This is a genomic window from Sphingomonas sp. URHD0057, from assembly GCF_000620665.1.
Taxonomy (GTDB): Bacteria; Pseudomonadota; Alphaproteobacteria; order Sphingomonadales; family Sphingomonadaceae; genus Sphingomicrobium.
This window is the reverse complement of record NZ_KK211162.1, coordinates 62,668-79,660: the sequence shown is the minus strand read 5'-3', so window position 1 is coordinate 79,660 and position 16,993 is coordinate 62,668. Positions and strand designations below refer to the sequence as shown.

Below are 16,993 nucleotides of genomic sequence, written 5' to 3'. Positions count from 1 at the left end.
GCCCTAAAAGATATAATCCGACGCGTTGATGTGGGTCACGCCGACGAGCGTGATGGAGAAGTCGTTGGTGCCGTTGTGATCGGCATCGACGCTGATCACCAGATTGCTGCCGCTGACCGCGGTGTGGACCTGCGCGGCGGTGATCCCGAGCGCGTGCAGGTTGATCTTGTCGGTGCCCGAGACAAAGTCGGTGATCCGGTCGGCGCCGCTCGCGACATCGCCGAACATGAACACGTCGCGGCCAGCGCCGCCGGTCAGCGTGTCGTTCCCGAGCCCGCCGTTCAGCGTGTCGTTGCCGCCGGCGCCGTTGAGCGTGTTCGCCGCCGAGTTGCCGGTCAGCACGTTGGCCAGCGCATTGCCGGTGAGGTTGATCGCGGCACTGCCGAGCGCGGTTCCCTTCTCGACGTTTGACGCCAGCGTCTGGGTGATCGTCGTCCGCACTTCATCCGTCCCCGCGCCGGACAGCTCGGTGATGCGGTCGCCGCTGTTGTCGACATAATAGATGTCGTTGCCGGTCCCGCCCTTCATGGCATCGGCGCCGGTGCCGCCGTCGAGCGTGTCGTTCCCGGCATTGCCGTTCAGCGTGTCATTGCCGCCGAGGCCGTTGATGGTGTCGTTGCCGGTCGTGCCGTTGAGGGTGTTGGCGGCACTGGTGCCGGTGATCGTGCCGGGAGTCCCGCCGCCGCCGCTCGTCTGGAAGTGAAGGGCGGCTTTGACCGCGGCGACCGTCGCATTGTCGACCGTGATCGTATTGCCGCTGGCAAGCGTGACTAGCACGTTCGCGCCCGACTGCGCGACCGATTGCGCGGCGGTGTAGCCGTAGACGTTGATCGCCTCGCCGGCGGCGAAGTCGGTGATGACGTCGGCTCCGCCGCCGGTGCGGTAGACGAACGTGTCGACGCCAGCGCCTCCGGTCAGGCGATCGTTGCCGGTGCCACCATCGAGGATGTTGCCGCCGGAATTGCCGGTGAGCACATTTGCGAGAGTGTTACCGGTAAGACTGATCGCTGAGGCGCCGTCGAGGGTCCCGTCCTCGACGTTGGCGCCGAGCGTGTAGGTGATGGTGGTGTGGACCGTGTCGGTACCGGCGCTTGTCCCTTCGGTGACAACGTCACCGCTGCTGTCGATGAAGAAGGTGTCGTTGCCTGCACCACCGGCCATCGTGTCGTTACCGGTCCCTCCATCGAGGATATCGTTGCCATCCCCGGCGTCGAGAACGTCATTGCCAGTCCGGCCGAACAGGTTGTTGTCGAGGGAGGTGCCGGCGAGTTGGTCGGCAAAGTTTGATCCCGCGACGCTGTCGATATTGTACAGCTGGTCGCCGCCAGCCCCCGTCCCGGCTGCAAGATCGACGTTTACGCCTGTCGCTGACCGGACGTAATCCACCGAGTCGTTGCCAAAGCCGCCATCGAAACTGTCCGCGCCAGCACCGCTGATGAACGAGTCGTCGCCATCGCCTCCGTATGCATGAGCCGGGCCACCACGAATTTCGATGACATCATTGCCGTCGCTGCCGAGGAGCGTGCTGCTCCCGCCGTTCACAATGATCCAGTCGTCGCCGCCTCCGCCATCAACTGTGAATGTGCTGTCTCCGCCTGACACCGTCAGTTGATCGGCAAAATTGGTACCCAGGAGATATTCGACATGTTCGACGTTCTGGATGGTCCCGCCACCAATATTGATCGCGCCACCGGAGCTGAAGATGGACATATCCAGCGTCACGCCGGCAGACGCTCCGCCGAGGTCCAATCGCAGCAGATCGGTTCCCTCGCCCCCGTCAACGTCATCGCCGTAGCCAGCGGATATGCGATCGTCGCCCGCGCCGGCATTGATTACGTCATGTTCTGTACCAGCGTCAGACGGCGTCGGATCAAATTCCCAAAAATTGAGCGGCACGCCGGAGAAGATCGTGTCGTTACCCGACCCGCCATCGATTTTATCGACTCCGGTTCCGCCAGCGATCGCGTCATCACCGTCCGCGCCTGTGATTGAATCGTTTCCCGCTTCCCCATCGATCGGCGCCGCGTGGTTATTCACGAAGGCGCCGATGCTCTGTTGGACGATGATCGTGTCATTGCCGTTGCCACCTAGCGCGATGGCATTCGCGTAAATCGTATCATCGCCGTCGCCCCCTTCGGCTTGGGAACCCGTCAGACTCGCGTAAATGATGTCGTTTCCAGCTCCCCCCCGCAGCGTCGTAAGGAGATCCGTCGAGCGAGCATCGATAACGTCGTTTCCGTCGCCGCCATCCATCGTACTCGCGCCGCCAGCGAGCAGGTCATCGCCGTCCATACCATAGACGTTGGTGCCACTAGAATTCGGCGCAACCGTTATGGTGTCGGCGAATTGACTCCCCTCCACCCAATAAACCTTCTCGATTCCGGTGATCGTTGCGCCGCCAACGGATAGCGAAGCCTGTGTGAAGTCTGCGGCGACTCCCCCGGAAGATCCCTGGAAGCTGATTGCCAGCGTGTCGCCGCTCGATAAGTTGGTGCCGCCGTCAACGGTGTCGCCGTAACCGGCAAAGATAATGTCGTTCCCGCCGCCACCGATAATTGTATCGGCCTCCGTGCCGTGATCGAACACGAGCGGGGACAATCCCGACAAATCGGACTGCTCGTTGCTAAAGAGGATGTCGCTGTTGTCACCTCCATCGATCGTGTCCGCACCGGCCCCGCCGACGATGGTATCGAGCCCCGCGCCGCCCGACAGGTGATCGTTCCCGTCGTAGCCCTTGATGAGATCGGCGCCACCCAAACCATCGATGGTGTCTGGACCAGAAGTCCCGATGAGAGTGTCGTCACCCTCTGTGCCAGTGAAAGCCGCGGTCGGATCGACCATGACCCGGCCATTATTGGTCGCGATGGTGTCGTTGCCACCAAGCCCGCTGATCGTGTCGTTGCCGGCAGTCCCACTCAGCGTGTCATTGCCCGATGTGCCCTGGTTCGTGCCGTTGCCCGTCCCGCCACCGCCACCCCAAAACGCTGCGGCGATCAGGCCGCTGGACGGCGAAGAACCAAAGTTGTGGTAAGCCATTCAGAAATCCCCCAGCTCAAACCCCACCTGCACCGAGTAGATTCATCGCCAGGGAATATTTGCCGCGCCGGAGTCCGGGCTCGGCCATGCCCGGTCAGTCCGACCTCGAGAAACGCACCCCCGAAAGCCTCGCCCGCGCAGCTTGAGACGGGCGCGAACCGGCGAGGCGTAACCGCCCGAAAAACGTTGTGCAACCGGATTTCCATTTTGTCACAAATGCGTAGCCCATCGGCAACAGCAGTTGACCGCAACCCCGCGCAGAGTAGACGGCTCGCGGAAAGCCATGGCTGATGAACGCCCTCCCCGCGACAAGCTGAAGCAGGTGCGCATTCTGCTCTGGGTGCTGGTTGCTCTTGCCCTCATCGGGATGGCGGCGCTGTTGCTCTATCCGAAGACCCCGGCGACCGGTCCCGAAGCGGCGCCGGCAACGGCCCAGGCAAGCTTCGGCGGGCCGTTCACGCTGGTCGGCGGCGACGGCAAGCCCTTTTCCAGCCAGGCGCTGGAGGGGAAACCCTACGCCATCTACTTCGGCTACACCCGCTGCGGCGACGTGTGCCCGACCACGCTCTCGCGGCTGGTCAAGCTGCGCCGCGCCGCAGCCAACGACAATGCGATGGCGATCCTGTTCGTCACGATCGACCCCGCCAATGACGGGCCGAAGGAGGTCGGCCAATATGCCGGGCTGTTCGGCGCTCCGATCATCGGTCTGACCGGAAGCCAGGCCCAGATCGATCAGGTCAAGAAGCAGTACGGGATTTTCGCCCAGCCGGCAGCCCATCCCAGCATGGGCCAGGAGATGGAGCATAGCACGGCGGTGCTGTTGTTCGGGCGCGACGGCCGCCTCGCCGGCACCATCGCGCCCCAGGACAAAGACGCCGACGCGATTGCCAAGATCAAGGCGGTCATCGGTTAGCCGTTGATCGAAAATTCGCCCGATATGGTCACGGCCATCTTGCGCATGAGGCCCAATGGCGTCATTTCACGCGCCGATCGGAAGGGGGCACCGATTGCGATCTCACAAGCAAGACGACAACTGGATAGGCGCTCGTGTCACGGGCGCCTGCGTCGCGGCAACCGCACGCCCCGCGGATGCCGCGACGCAACCGATCATTCGTCCCTGAACGCCATCACGTGACCCGTGAGGTCGGTGGCATAGACCATGCCGTTTGCGATCACGGGAGCGGAGGCGAACCCATACTCGGGCGCGTTGTCGGGCTTGTCTGAGGCGAGCAGCCAGCGCAACTTGCCACTACTCCTGTCGATCGCTGCGAACCCGCCGGCCCGCGGTCCCATGTACGGCGTGGCTGTGCCGGTCACGGCGGCATAAACGGTCCGCCGACCGACAGCCGGCTTCGCCCAAGTCCAGCCGGGCACCGCGGTCTCCCACAGCTTGTGCCCGTTGGAATTGTCGAACGCGAACACGCGCAGGCTATCCGACGATCCGATATACATCGTCCGGCCGACAGTGGTCGGCACTGAATCAACCCACGAATACCAATAATAGTGTTTCCACGCCGGCCGTCCGGTCGACTTGTCGAGTGCGGTGAGGTCGAAGGAGCGGCTTCCGGCGACGATCCTTCCCGCCACAATGGCGAGATCGCGCGGTATGGCGCCCTGCGTATCATGCCTCCAAATAATCCGCCCGCTGTCGATATCCGCCGAATAAACATGATTATCGAAGCTCGCGAAATAGACGCGTTTCCCGTCGACAACCGGAGTGGCGGTGACCATGTCGCTCGCGCAAAAACGCTTAAGGAGCGTTCCCGACGCCACGCTCAGACGCCGGACGCAGCCGTCGCGACTGCCGACATAGACAGAATCTCCTGAAACGACTGCCGATGAGGCGTATTCGTCATAACGCGAGTTGGGATCGGTGATGGGCAGCCGTTGTCCTTTGCCCTCACCCAGATCGGCGGACCAGATGCGTCGTCCGGTCGCAGCCTCGAGCTTCAGCAACGTCGTGTCGGTCGAGACGAACAGCGAGGGCCCATCGATGAGCGGCGCCGCGCGAATGGTCGTTGCAGTCTCGATCGACCAGGCGGCCTTCCCGTCGCTCGCATTCAACGCGCTCACGCGACCGGAGTCCGTCGCCACGATGATCCGCTTACGCGCAGGATCAAGCGCCAGCCCGCCATGAATCGGCGCGCCGACGTCCTGCCGCCAGACCGGGGCGGGGGCCCGCCGCAATGGCCTCGATAATGCCGCTAGCGGCGGCTTGCGTGACGGCCGGAATCGGGCGTGCATCTTGTAAACCGGGATGAGCGAATCCGGCACGATCCCGGTCAGGCTGCCGTCATTCTCGCGATGCAGCGACCAACCGAGATTGGAGAGTTCGACACTGTCTGGCTTAATCGCAACCGCGCTTATTGGCGTGTCCTCGATCCCGATCGTCGGGTTGCCGAAGCCAGCGATCAGCTTGCCATTGCGATCGTGGAAATGGAGCCAGATGTCGCGGCTTTCGCCACCATGCGTGAGCGTGGCTCGCCACCAGCCCGAAACTCCCAATGGCGATGGCGGCTGGGACATCGCGGCCGGCGCTGCAAATATGGCGGCTGCCGCGAACAAATTGCGGACCATCAGATCCTCCTGCTGTCATACTCGGCTAGGACGGCAAGTCGGGTAAATCACTCGCACATCGGCAAAGCGGCTTGGGTCAACTGCCAATCGACAACTGGCGGAACCGACGTCGCCAACCCACTTTGTCGCACGATGCCTGCTAATCGCCCCGACCCGAAAATCCTCACGCTCGGCGGCGAATTCTACGATGCGGTCGAGCCCGCCCGCTTCCCGCAATGCACTGCGCGGTTCGTCAATGCGCGCTGGTCGGAGCGAGTCGGGCTTGATCTCGACGCGGACGGCTGGGCGAAACATTTCTGCCGCTTGGAGCCGCTGCCCGACAACCTCACCCAGCCGCTCGCGCTGCGCTATCACGGGCATCAATTCCGCGTGTACAATCCCGAGATCGGCGACGGCCGCGGCTTCACCTTCGCCCAACTCCGCGACGACCGAAGCCGCCTGCTCGATCTCGGGACCAAGGGCTCCGGGCAGACGCCTTACAGCCGCCACGCGGACGGCCGACTGACGCTGAAGGGCGGCGTTCGGGAGGTGCTCGCAACGGAGATGCTCGAAGCGTTGGGCGTCAACACGTCGAAGAGCTTTGCCTTGTTCGAAACCGGCGAGCAGCTCGAGCGCGGGGACGAGCCTTCCCCGACTCGCTCGGCAGTCCTGACGCGCCTGAGCCATGGCCACATCCGGATCGGGACGTTCCAGCGCCTCGCCTTCTTCGGCGAGGTCGACAACCTCAGCAAACTGCTCCGCTACTGCCTCGACAACCTTTACGACGAGCCCGCCGGCGCGGACGATTCCGAAAATGCGCTGCGCCTGTTCGATCTTGCCGGCCACGCGACCGCGGCCCTTACGGCCTCCTACCTGACCGCGGGCTTCGTCCACGGCGTCCTCAACAGCGACAATATCAACATCACCGGCGAAAGCTTCGACTACGGGCCATGGCGGTTCACGCCGGAATGGGACCCTGACTTCACTGCCGCCTATTTCGATCATTATGGGCTGTACGCCTTCGCCCGCCAGCCGGAAGCGATCCACTGGGACCTCGCGCAATTGGCCGGCTGCCTGAGCCTGGTGGCGCCCGCCGCCCAACTGTCCGACGCGCTCGCGGCCTGGAGCGGACGGTTTGAACGAGCGCTGGTCGCGGCCATTGTGCGGCGGCTCGGTGTCGCCGCTTCGTCCGACGACAGTGCGCTTGCCGCAGCCCTGATCGCCGCCCTCGCCACTCGCGAAACGCCGATCGATCGGGTTTTCTTCGATTGGCGCGGCGGCCGCGACCCTGGACCCAAGCGCTATCCGGGCGAAGCGTTTCGCGCGCTGGCCAGGGCGCTCGAAGGCCGGGGCCGATCGGTCACTCACGCATATTGGTCGGACGACGCGCCTTGCTCGATGCAGATCGAGGAGGTCGAGGCGATCTGGTCGGCGATTGCCGAGCGCGACGACTGGGGGCCGTTCAACGACAAGGTTGCAGCCGTCCGCCGAATGGGCGAAGCCGTGGCGCAAGATGAACCGACAGGCTGAAGCATCGGCGCAACAGAGCGGGCTCGTCTCGACCGATCCGGCGACCGGCGAGCGCATCTGGTCCGGCGACATCGGCGATGCGGCGGCCGAGGTTGCCGCAGCGCGCGCGGCGTGGCCCGAATGGGCCGCGCACTCGCTCGCCTACCGCATCGAGACGTTGCGCCGCTTCGCCAATGTCGTGCGCCAAAAAGACACCGAGTTTGCCGAACTGATCTCGCGCGAGACCGGCAAGCCATTCTGGGAAGCGCGGACCGAGGTCGGCGCCGTCATCAACAAGGTCGAGATTTCGATCAACGCCTACGCGGAGCGGACGCCGCAGCGACGGCTCGAGGCGGCGATGGGCAACAAGGTCGCGGTCCGCCACAAGCCTCACGGCGTGCTGGCTGTGCTCGGCCCCTATAATTTTCCGGCGCACCTGCCCAATGGCCACATCGTCCCGGCGCTGATCGCCGGCAATGCGATCGTCTTCAAGCCGTCGGAAAAAACCCCCGCGACGGGCGAGTTCCTCGTCGGCTGCTTCCACGAAGCCGGCGTGCCAGAAGGCGTCATCCGGTTGCTCATCGGCGGTCCGGACGAGGGCCGCGCGCTGGCCGGCCAGCCCGAGATCGACGGTCTGCTGTTCACCGGCTCGGCGCGCGCCGGCCAGTCGCTTCACCAGCAATTCTCCGACATGCCGCACAAGATCCTGGCGCTGGAGCTGGGCGGCAACAATCCGCTCGTCGTGTGGCGCTCGAAACATATCGAGGCGGCGGCGATGATCGCCGTCCAGTCGGCCTATCTGACCGCAGGCCAGCGCTGCACCGCCGCGCGCCGGCTGATCGTCGAACAGGGTCAGGAAGAAGAGCTCCTCAGCGATATCCAGAACCTCATCGACCGGATGATCGTCGACCACCCGTTCGCCGACCCGCAGCCCTTCATGGGTCCCGTTATCGACGACCTCGCCGCCGATCATGTCCAGGACCAATGGCTGAATCTCATGATGAAAGGCGCCAAGCCGCTCCGCCGGCTCGACCGGCCGTTCGATGAGCGGCCATATCTTACGCCCGCGCTGATCGACGTCACCGGCATCAAGGATCGTCCCGACGAAGAGATTTTCGGCCCGGTCCTCCAGGTCATCCGGGTCAAGGATTTCGACGCCGCCATCGACGAAGCCAACAACACCCGCTTCGGCCTCGCGGCGAGCCTGATCGGCGACAGCCCGGCGGAGTATGACCGCTTTTGGGCCAACGTCCGCGCCGGCGTCATCAACTGGAACAAGCCGACCAACGGCGCGCCGTCGACCGCGCCGTTCGGCGGGCTCGGCGCCTCGGGCAATCATCGGCCGAGCGCCTTCTACGCCGCCGATTATTGCGCCTACCCCGTCACCAGCAGCGAAGCAGACCGCCCCCGCGCGTCGCTCGGCGAGGGCCTCCGCGACCCGAACATGCAGGAAGACTGACCCAACCCGTCAGTGGATCGATTTGAGCAGCCGTAGCGTTCAGTCGGTCGTGAAAATCTCGTCCGGGCCCGGCAAGGCCCTCATTCTTGCCCTGTTCAGCGTTATCCTTGCCGATTGCGGCAACAAGGCCACGGTCAATCCCAAGCAGGTCGATGCCAGCGCGCTTCAATCGCAGGCGCGCGATCCGCAGGTCCGCGCCTTCTACGGGGCGCGGCAATGGCAAGCGGCATGGGACAAGAAAGCCGAAAGCACGTTGCTCGGGATCATCGAGCGCGCGCCGGCGAACGGGCTCAAGCCGGAGCTGTTCCTGAAACAGCCGCTGCCGACCGACGCGAGCGCTCGCGAAGCCGCGCTGACCAAGGCGGCGCTGGCATATGCGTCGGCACTCGCGCGCGGCTATGCCGACCCGAAGAAGGTCGCCGCAATCTATACCATCCCGCGCGCCAATCCGAACGTCGGGCAGGGTCTCGCGACGGCTCTCCAAGGCCGCGACCTCGAACAATGGTTTGCGTCGCTGCCGCCGCAGACCGACGAGTATCGCGCGCTATCCGAGGCGCACCTACAGTATCTGCGGTTAGCGGGTCAGGCGAATGCCGTGCCGATTCCGGCCGGCAAGCTGCTCAAGCCCCATCATCGCGATCCGCGCATTCCGGCCGTGATCGCCGCGCTCAGGTCCAGCGGCTACCTGCCGCCAGCGCCACCCGACCAGCCGCAACGGACGTCCTTGTCGCGCTACACGCCGCAGCTCGTTGCCGCGGTCAAAGCGCTTCAAACCGACTTTGGCATGAAGCCCGACGGCGTCATTGGGCCCGACACGCTCGACGCGCTCAACTCGGGCTCGGCGGGGCGGGCGCGTCAGCTGGCCATCGCAATGGAGCGGTTGCGCTGGCTCGAGCGCACTCCGCCGGCCACCCGGATCGACGTCAACACCGCCGCGACGATGCTCGATTACTGGCGCGGCGGGCAACATGTCGACCGCCGCGAAGTGGTCGCCGGCGAGCCCGACAAACCGACCCCGCAGATCCAGGGGCCGTTCTCGCAGCTCGTCGCCAACCCTTACTGGCGCATCCCGGATTCGATCTACAAGGAGGAGCTCGCCGACAAGGGCTCCGGCTACCTGGCCAGGAATCGCATGGCGTTCAGGAACGGCCGGCTGGTGCAGCTGCCGGGCCCGAAGAACTCGCTCGGGCTGGTCAAGTTCGACATGGACGACCCGCAGGACATCTACCTGCACGATACCCCGGCCAAGGCGCTATTCGGGCTTCCCGAGCGCCACCGCAGCCACGGCTGCGTTCGCGTGCAAAATGCGCTCCAGTTCGCCGCCGTGCTGGCCGACCAGGACGGCGTGCTCCCGCAATTCCAGAAGGCCTTGGCCAGCGGCAAGGAAAGCTACGTCAAGCTCAAGACCAGCATCCCCGTCCGCCTGCTTTATCACACGGCTTTCTGGGACGGCAGCCGAGTCCAGTTTCGCCCCGACGTCTATGGCTGGGACGATAACGTGGCGATGGCCCTGGGCCTCGTTCGCGGCGCGCCGCGCAAGGCCTACAAGGGCCAGGAGACAGACGTCGGCCCGTAAGCGTCAATCGACCAGGCGCCGCGTCGCGTAGAGATATTCGAGGGCCAATCGGCGCGCCGTCTCCGGCAAATTGGCCGCGGCGGCATGTCCGCCTTCGAGATTCTCGTAATAATAATACGGGTCTTTAAGCGCGGCGAGGCGCGCTGCGGCCTTCCGCCCGTGGACGGGCGTCACGCGGTCGTCCGCCGTCGATGTCTCGATGAACGGCGTCGGATAGGTCACGCCGGCGCGAAGCTTTTGGTAGGGCGAATAAGCTTCGAGCCAGGCGCGTTGCTCGGGAATGCGCGGGTCGCCATATTCGCCAATCCATGATGCCCCGGCGCCGATCAGGTGATAGCGCAGCATGTCGAACAACGGCACCTGGACGATCGCCGCGTTGAACAGCTCCGGCCGCTGGGTGATCGCGGTCCCGACCAGCAATCCGCCCTGGCTGCCGCCGACCACGCCGAGGCGGCGCGGCGAGCTGATCTTGCGCTGGATCAGGTCCTCGGCGACGGCGATATAATCGTCCCAGGTCCGTTGTTTGTGGGCGCCCTGCGCCGCCTGGTGCCATTCGGGGCCGAACTCGCCCCCGCCGCGCAGGTTGGCGACAACGTAGGCGTTGCCCGCCTCGAGCCAGAGCTTGCCGAGCGTCCCCGAATAATAAGGCACTTCCTGGCTCTGGAATCCGCCGTAACCGTAGAGAAGCGTCGGCGTGGAGCCGTCCATTTTCATCTCGCGCGGGCGGATCAGGAAATAGGGAATCCGGGTGCCGTCGCGCGAGACCGCTTCGAGTTGCTCGACCACATGCCGCGACGCGTCGAAGCGCGCCGGGCTCGACTTGATCTTCTGCAGCGATCCGGTGGCGCCATTGTAGAACCACAACGTCGACGGAGTCAGATAATCGGTCACGGTGAACATCGCTTGCTCGCTGCGATCGTCCGTCGTGGCTACGCCCACCGTGGCGTTGAGCGGCAGCGCGACGTTCGTCTTGCGCCAGCGGCCCTTGACGTAATCGAGCGTGAACAGGCGGCCGCGGACGTTGTCGAGCATATTGACGACGAGCTTGCCGTGCGTCGTCGCCAGCCCGCTCAACGACTGCCGCTTGCCCGGAGCCCACACCAGGCTCGGCTTAGCTCGGAGGGGATCGCGCTTCCACGCAGCGAGGTCGTAAGAGACGATTGTGTCCGGCGCGAAGCGAACCCCCGGCGATGGCGCCCAGGCTTCGTCGAGGCTGACCAGCATTCGACCGTCGATAATCCCCTGAACTGCGGAGCGCCGGGGCAGGTTGAGCACGACCTTCCCACTGCGCTTCAGCAGTGCGTATTGGTTGTTGAACACCTCGATGCTGCGATAGCCGACCAAGGCCTGCGCACGTCCATCGGTGTCGCGCATGACGTAAGCGCCAGCGGAAACATCGGTCGGCTCGCCGCGGAAGACTTCCACCGCCTGATCTAGAGGCTGGCCGCGCTTCAAGCGCTTGGTGATGAAGGCGTAACCGGACGGGGTCATGGTTCCGCGGCCCCAATCGCGCCCGACGAGAAGCGTGTTCTCGTCCTCCCAGGTCACGCCCTGCTTTCCTTCAGGTAGGTTGAATCCGCCCGCGACGAGACTCTTGGTGCGAAGGTCGAACTCGCGGACAACGTTCGCGTCGCTGCCGCCCTGAGAGAGAAAAACCAGGCAGCGAGTGTATGCCGGCGGCAGGCACGACATGCCTTGATAGACCCATGACTTGCCTTCCGCCTTGGCCAGCGCGTCGACGTCGAGCACCGTTTCCCATTTCGGGTTGGCGGTGCGGTAGCTGGCCATCGTGGTCCGCCGGTAGATCCCGCGAACGTGGTTGGCGTCCTGCCAGAAATTGTAGAGACCCGTCGGCGTGATCTGGACGTAGGGGATGCGATCTTCGGCCTGCATCTGAGTCAAAGCCTGGTCGTACATCGTCTTGTAGCGGGGATCGCTTTGAAGCTCGCCCAGCGTCCGATCATTCTCATGGCGCGCCCAGGCGAGGGCTTTTTCGCCGTGGACGTCTTCGAGCCAGATGTACGGATCGTCCGCGCCCTGTTGGGCGGCCCCTGCCACGCTTACCAATCCCGCCGCCGCAGCGACCACAAGCTTTCGCCACATGCCCATTTTAGCCTCCCGACCTCGTGGGGCAGGAGCCTAGGAACGGCGCCAGCGCGGGCAATTGCCATTCGACGAAGGGACGTCCCGGACCGCATCAACGCATTGAGGGCGCCGGCATGAGCCGACGCCCTCATCCCCCTCCCCAAAAAACGGGCTTCAGGTGCGCATCTCCGGCAATCTTTGCTCGTCCGCGGGATCGCTGAATTTGGTGAACCGGCCTTCGAACCGCAGGCGCTCCTTTCCGGTGCCGCCGTGGCGGTTCTTGGCAATGATCAGCTCGGCCATGCCGGCCACCTGGCTGTGCTTGGCCTCCCATTCCTCGAACGCCGAAAAGACCTCGATCGGGTCGCCCGGAATGGGGTGCTTGGGCTCGTGCGCCCTCAGATAATATTCCTCGCGATAGACGAAGAGCACGATATCGGCGTCCTGCTCGATCGAGCCCGATTCCCTCAAGTCCGACAATTGCGGGCGCTTGTCCTCGCGCTGCTCAACCGCACGCGACAGCTGCGACACGCCGATCACCGGCAGGTCGAGCTCTTTGGCGAGCTGCTTCAGGCCGCGGCTGATCTCCGAAATTTCCTGGACGCGATTGTCGCCCGCGCTGCCTTTTCCGGAGCCTTGCAGCAGCTGGAGATAGTCGACCACGACGAGACCGATCCCCTTCTGGCGCTTCAGCCGGCGCGCCCGCGCGCGGAGCGCGGCGATGGTCAGGCCGGGCGTATCGTCGATGTAGAACGGCAGGCTCTGCAAATCGCCCGCGGCGCGGGCGAAGGATGCGAACTCCTGGTGCGACAGATTGCCCGTGCGGATTTGCTCGGCGGTCACCTTCGATTGCTCGGAAAGGACGCGAGTGACCAGCTGCTCGGCGGACATTTCGAGGCTGAATACGGCGATCGGCGCTCCGGCCGCCTTGACCGTCTCGATCCCGTCGGCCTGATCCTGGACGAAGCGGAGCGCAGTGCTGAACGCCATGTTGGTCGCCAGTGCGGTCTTGCCCATGCCCGGGCGGCCGGCGACGATGATCAGGTCGGATCGCTGGAGGCCGCCGATGCGCCCGTTAAGCCCCGACAAGCCGGTCGTAATCCCAGTCAGGCCGCCGCCGCGATTAAGCGCTGCTTCGGCATTGCGGATCGAAGCTTTCGCGGCCTCGCCGAACGACAAGGCGCGGCCTTCGGCGCCGCCTGCCTCGGCGACCTTATAGAGGTCGGTCTCGGCGCGCTCGATTTGAGCGAGGGGGGCAACGTCCTCACTCGTGTCGAGCGCGCCTTCGACCAGGTCGCGGCCGACTCCTATCAGTGCACGGAGCAACGCCAGATCGTAAATCTGTTGTGCGAAGTCCCGCGCCCCGATCACGGCCGCACCCGATCCCGTCAACTGGGCGAGATACGCAGGTCCGCCAACGTCCTTGATCGCTTCATCGGCCTCAAACAAGGGCCGAAGCGTCACCGGATTAGCAATCCGATTGGCATCCGTCATCCGTAATATGGCTTCGTAGATGCGCCCGTGCAGCGGCTCGAAGAAATGGTCGGGCCGAAGCTTGAGCTGGACATCCTCGACCAGCCGGTTGTCGATCATCAGCGCGCCCAGCAGCGCAGCCTCCGCCTCGACGTTTTGGGGCAGCGCTTGCGGCGCCGGTTCTGACGCAGACTCGGCGATACGAATAACTTCAGCCATGGCGAATCCTCTACGCCAGGCGCGTCCCCACGCACCATTGGGTACAGGCCCTTATCCGATGAGAACGAAAGAAGTACAACTGTGGATTGGCTGTGCGCGAATCGGCGTGCGGTCCACCGGAATTGCGGAATTTCCATTCTGCCCAATCCACAGAAATAATCCGTGCCAAATTGAAGGGGCCGGACCGGCCCGTTAGGCACTCGTCATGGCGATATTATCCGACCGCTGGATTCGCGAGCAGGCGCAGACGAACGGCATGATCGAGCCGTTCGTCGAAGCGCAGCGGCGCGAGGGCTGCATCAGCTACGGCTTGTCCAGCTACGGCTATGACGCGCGGGTCTCGAACCACTTCAAGATCTTCACCAACGTCGACTCGGCGACCGTCGACCCCAAGGACTTCGCTGCGAACAGCTTTGTCGACCGCACGACCGACGTGTGCATCATCCCGCCCAACAGCTTCGCGCTCGCCCATACCGTCGAATATTTCCGGGTGCCGCGCGACGTGATGGTGATCTGCCTCGGCAAGTCGACCTATGCGCGGTGCGGGATCATCGTGAACGTCACCCCGCTCGAGCCCGGGTGGGAGGGGCATGTCACGCTCGAATTCTCGAACACCACGCCGCTGCCCGCAAAAGTCTACGCCAATGAAGGCGCGTGCCAGTTCCTGTTCCTCCAGGGCAACGAGCCGTGCGAAGTCAGCTACGCCGACCGCGCGGGCAAATATATGGGGCAGAAGGGCGTGACCCTGCCCAAGCTGTGACGCCCGAGGAAGCCCAGCAGCTCGACGAGTCCGACCCACTCGCCTTCGCCCGAGACCGGTTCTCGCTCCCCGAAGGCATCATTTACCTCGACGGCAATTCGCTTGGTGCGCTGCCCAGGGCTGCGCCCGGCAAGCTGGTGGAAACCGCCGAGGCGCAATGGGGCGAGGACCTCATCGCCAGCTGGAACAAGCACGGCTGGATTGACTGGTCGACGCGGATCGCGGCGAAGCTCGCGCCGATCGTCGGTGCGCGGCCGAACGAGCTGCTGATCGCGGATTCGACGAGCGTCTGCCTCTTCAAATTGCTCGCGGCAGCAGTCCGCGCACGGCCTGGCCGACGCACCATCGTCACGCAGCAGCGCAACTTTCCGACCGACCTTTATGTCGCGCAGGGGCTTGCCGACATGCTCGGTCTCCGCCTTCGTTCGGTTCCTGCCGCAGATGTCCTGAGCGCGATCGACGAAGACACGGCGGTGGTCACGCTGACTCACGTCGACTACCGAAGCGCTGCGTTTTACGACATGCGCGCGCTCAACGCCGCCGCGCACGCCGCGGGCGCGCTGACGCTGTGGGACTTGTCGCACAGCGCCGGAGCGATCGAGATCGACCTCGACGACACTGGCTGCGACCTCGCCGTGGGATGCGGCTATAAATATCTGAACGGCGGGCCGGGCGCGCCGGCCTTCCTCTTCGTGGCAGAGAGGTTGCAGGATGAGCTACGTTCGCCCGTGCAAGGATGGATGGGCCATGCCGACCCATTCGCGTTCGACGACAATTACCGCCCGGCGGCCGGCATCACACGCTTCTTGACCGGTACGCCGTCGATCATGGCGCTGGCCGCGCTCGAGGCCGGGCTCGACACCTTCGCCGACGTCGCCATGTCCGATGTCGAGGCCAAGGCGCGAGCGCTGTCGCAGCTGTTCATCGACGAGGTCGAAGCGCGCTGCGGAGATGAGCTCCGTCTTGCCTCGCCACCGGACCCGAGCCGGCGCGCCAGCCACGTCTGCTTCGCCCATCCCGAGGGCTATGCGGTCATGCAGGCGTTGATCGCGCGCGGCGTGATCGGCGACTTCCGCGCGCCCGATTTGATGCGGTTCGGTTTCGCGCCGCTCTACAATCGATTCGTCGATATCGTGCGCGCGGCCGAGATTCTCGGCGAGATTGTCGCCTCCCGCGAGTGGGACGACCCGCGCTTCAAGGCGCGGGCGAAGGTTACCTAACCGGCTTTCGGCGCATCCCGTCGAGACTCCATGCGCCCGGGCCCGCCGCGGCGAGATACAGGAACACGAAGCAATAGAGGATCGCCGCTTCGCCCATGTTGACGATCGGCCAGAAACCTTGAGGCGCGTGGAACATGAAATAACCGACCGCCATCTCGCCGGCGCAGATGAATGCGGCGAGCCGCGTGAACAGCCCGAGGGCGATCAGAGCGCCACCGATGACCTCAATCCAGGCGGCAGCCAGAAGGATCGCCGGCAGCGGATCGGGCACACCCGGCTGCGGCACCGGAAAATGAAACAGCTTGGCGAGCCCATGCTCCATGAACAGCAGGGCGGTCACAATCCGCAGCAGCGCACGCAACTGCGGCTGGTATCTTTCGAGATGACGAAAATCCATGGCGACCCTCTTCCCTGAAAATCGTTACGCTCGCTTACCGGCTTGGCGCCCGCTCCGCCAGAAGGATCATGCATGTTCCTTGGCGCGATGCGCCGCATCCTCGGCCATCAGCTGGCGCGAGCGATGGATCATCTCGACCCAATCGTGAAAGGCGTGCGCGAGGTTGGTGATCAGCTGTTTAAGCGGCCCTTCCGTCAGGCAGCCGCTGTCGTCGAAACTGTCGTCGGTCACGTGACCAAGATAGGCCTCGGGCTGCTGCATGATCGGCATGTTGAGGAACACCGCCGCCTGGCGAATCTGATGGTTCGATCCGAACCCGCCGATGCTGCCGGGGGACGCGGTCACGATCGCTCCCGGCTTCTTGTCGAACACGCTCTGGCCATAGGGCCGCGAGCCGACGTCGATCGCATTCTTGAGCACGCCGGGAATCCCGCGATTATATTCGGGGCTGACGAACAGCACGCCGTCGGCGGCGCCGACCTGTTGTCGGAACCGCGTCCATTGCTCGGGGGGGTCGACGTCGAGGTCCTGGTTGTAGAGCGGCAGGTCGCCGATCTCGATCATCGAGCAATCGAGGTTATCGTTCCTGAGGCCGCAGATCGATCGCGCAACCTTGCGGTTGATGCTGCCTTCGCGAAGGCTGCCGACGATGATCGCGATCTTGTGGGCCATGGCAGCACTCCTTTGCCGCCCCAATACGCCT

Annotated in this window: 12 protein-coding genes; 6 read left to right on the top strand and 6 right to left on the bottom strand. The window is 64.4% G+C overall.

Going from position 1 to position 16,993, the window contains the following annotated elements:
* Positions 1-3: 3 nt before the first annotated feature.
* Complete coding sequence (locus N539_RS0109040; protein WP_028970002.1) at positions 4-3,036, bottom strand: calcium-binding protein; 3,033 nt, start codon at positions 3,034-3,036, stop codon at positions 4-6.
* Between the two features lie 283 nt (positions 3,037-3,319).
* Between N539_RS0109040 and N539_RS16325 the strand changes: the two genes are divergently transcribed.
* Complete coding sequence (locus N539_RS16325) at positions 3,320-3,949, top strand: SCO family protein (RefSeq protein ID WP_051531683.1); 630 nt, start codon at positions 3,320-3,322, stop codon at positions 3,947-3,949.
* A gap of 194 nt (positions 3,950-4,143) precedes the next feature.
* Here N539_RS16325 and N539_RS0109030 read toward each other — a convergent pair whose 3' ends face one another.
* Complete coding sequence (locus N539_RS0109030) at positions 4,144-5,613, bottom strand: outer membrane protein assembly factor BamB family protein (protein WP_028970001.1); 1,470 nt, start codon at positions 5,611-5,613, stop codon at positions 4,144-4,146.
* A gap of 132 nt (positions 5,614-5,745) precedes the next feature.
* On the opposite strand from N539_RS0109030, the gene N539_RS0109025 reads away from it, so the two are divergent.
* The 3 genes from N539_RS0109025 to N539_RS0109015 are packed head-to-tail and all read left to right on the top strand — an operon-like array spanning position 5,746 to position 10,136.
* Positions 5,746-7,122: a protein adenylyltransferase SelO family protein gene (locus N539_RS0109025; protein ID WP_028970000.1), complete on the top strand. Its 1,377-nt coding sequence runs from the start codon at positions 5,746-5,748 to the stop codon at positions 7,120-7,122.
* Positions 7,106-8,560 carry a succinylglutamate-semialdehyde dehydrogenase gene (astD, locus tag N539_RS0109020; protein WP_028969999.1) on the top strand — a complete coding sequence of 485 codons (1,455 nt, stop codon included), beginning with the start codon at positions 7,106-7,108 and terminating at the stop codon, positions 8,558-8,560. Before N539_RS0109025 ends, astD begins: the two co-directional genes overlap by 17 nt.
* Positions 8,561-8,582: 22 nt before the next feature.
* Positions 8,583-10,136, top strand: coding sequence for a L,D-transpeptidase family protein (locus tag N539_RS0109015; protein WP_231462991.1), 1,554 nt, complete (start codon positions 8,583-8,585; stop codon positions 10,134-10,136).
* Positions 10,137-10,139: 3 nt separating this feature from the next.
* On the opposite strand, the gene N539_RS0109010 is transcribed toward N539_RS0109015, so the two are convergent.
* Positions 10,140-12,239 (bottom strand): prolyl oligopeptidase family serine peptidase, encoded by a 2,100-nt coding sequence (locus N539_RS0109010; protein WP_037552817.1) that lies wholly within the window; start codon positions 12,237-12,239, stop codon positions 10,140-10,142.
* 156 nt (positions 12,240-12,395) lie between these two features.
* On the bottom strand, positions 12,396-13,913 hold the full coding sequence (locus N539_RS0109005) for a replicative DNA helicase (protein WP_028969996.1): 1,518 nt from the start codon (positions 13,911-13,913) through the stop codon (positions 12,396-12,398).
* A 205-nt stretch (positions 13,914-14,118) separates the two neighbouring features.
* Between N539_RS0109005 and dcd the strand changes: the two genes are divergently transcribed.
* Together dcd and kynU are read left to right on the top strand one after the other, a co-directional pair.
* Positions 14,119-14,673: a dCTP deaminase gene (gene dcd / locus N539_RS0109000; RefSeq protein WP_028969995.1), complete on the top strand. Its 555-nt coding sequence runs from the start codon at positions 14,119-14,121 to the stop codon at positions 14,671-14,673.
* Complete coding sequence (kynU, locus tag N539_RS0108995) at positions 14,670-15,893, top strand: kynureninase (protein ID WP_028969994.1); 1,224 nt, start codon at positions 14,670-14,672, stop codon at positions 15,891-15,893. The genes dcd and kynU overlap by 4 nt, the downstream gene beginning before the upstream one ends.
* Here the strand turns inward: kynU and N539_RS0108990 are convergent.
* On the bottom strand, positions 15,886-16,290 hold the full coding sequence (locus tag N539_RS0108990) for a DoxX family protein (RefSeq protein WP_028969993.1): 405 nt from the start codon (positions 16,288-16,290) through the stop codon (positions 15,886-15,888). The genes kynU and N539_RS0108990 overlap by 8 nt on opposite strands.
* 66 nt (positions 16,291-16,356) lie before the next feature.
* The gene (locus tag N539_RS16320; RefSeq protein ID WP_051531681.1) at positions 16,357-16,962 is read right to left on the bottom strand and encodes an NADPH-dependent FMN reductase; all 606 of its coding nucleotides are present in this window, start codon (positions 16,960-16,962) and stop codon (positions 16,357-16,359) included.
* Positions 16,963-16,993 lie beyond the last annotated feature (31 nt).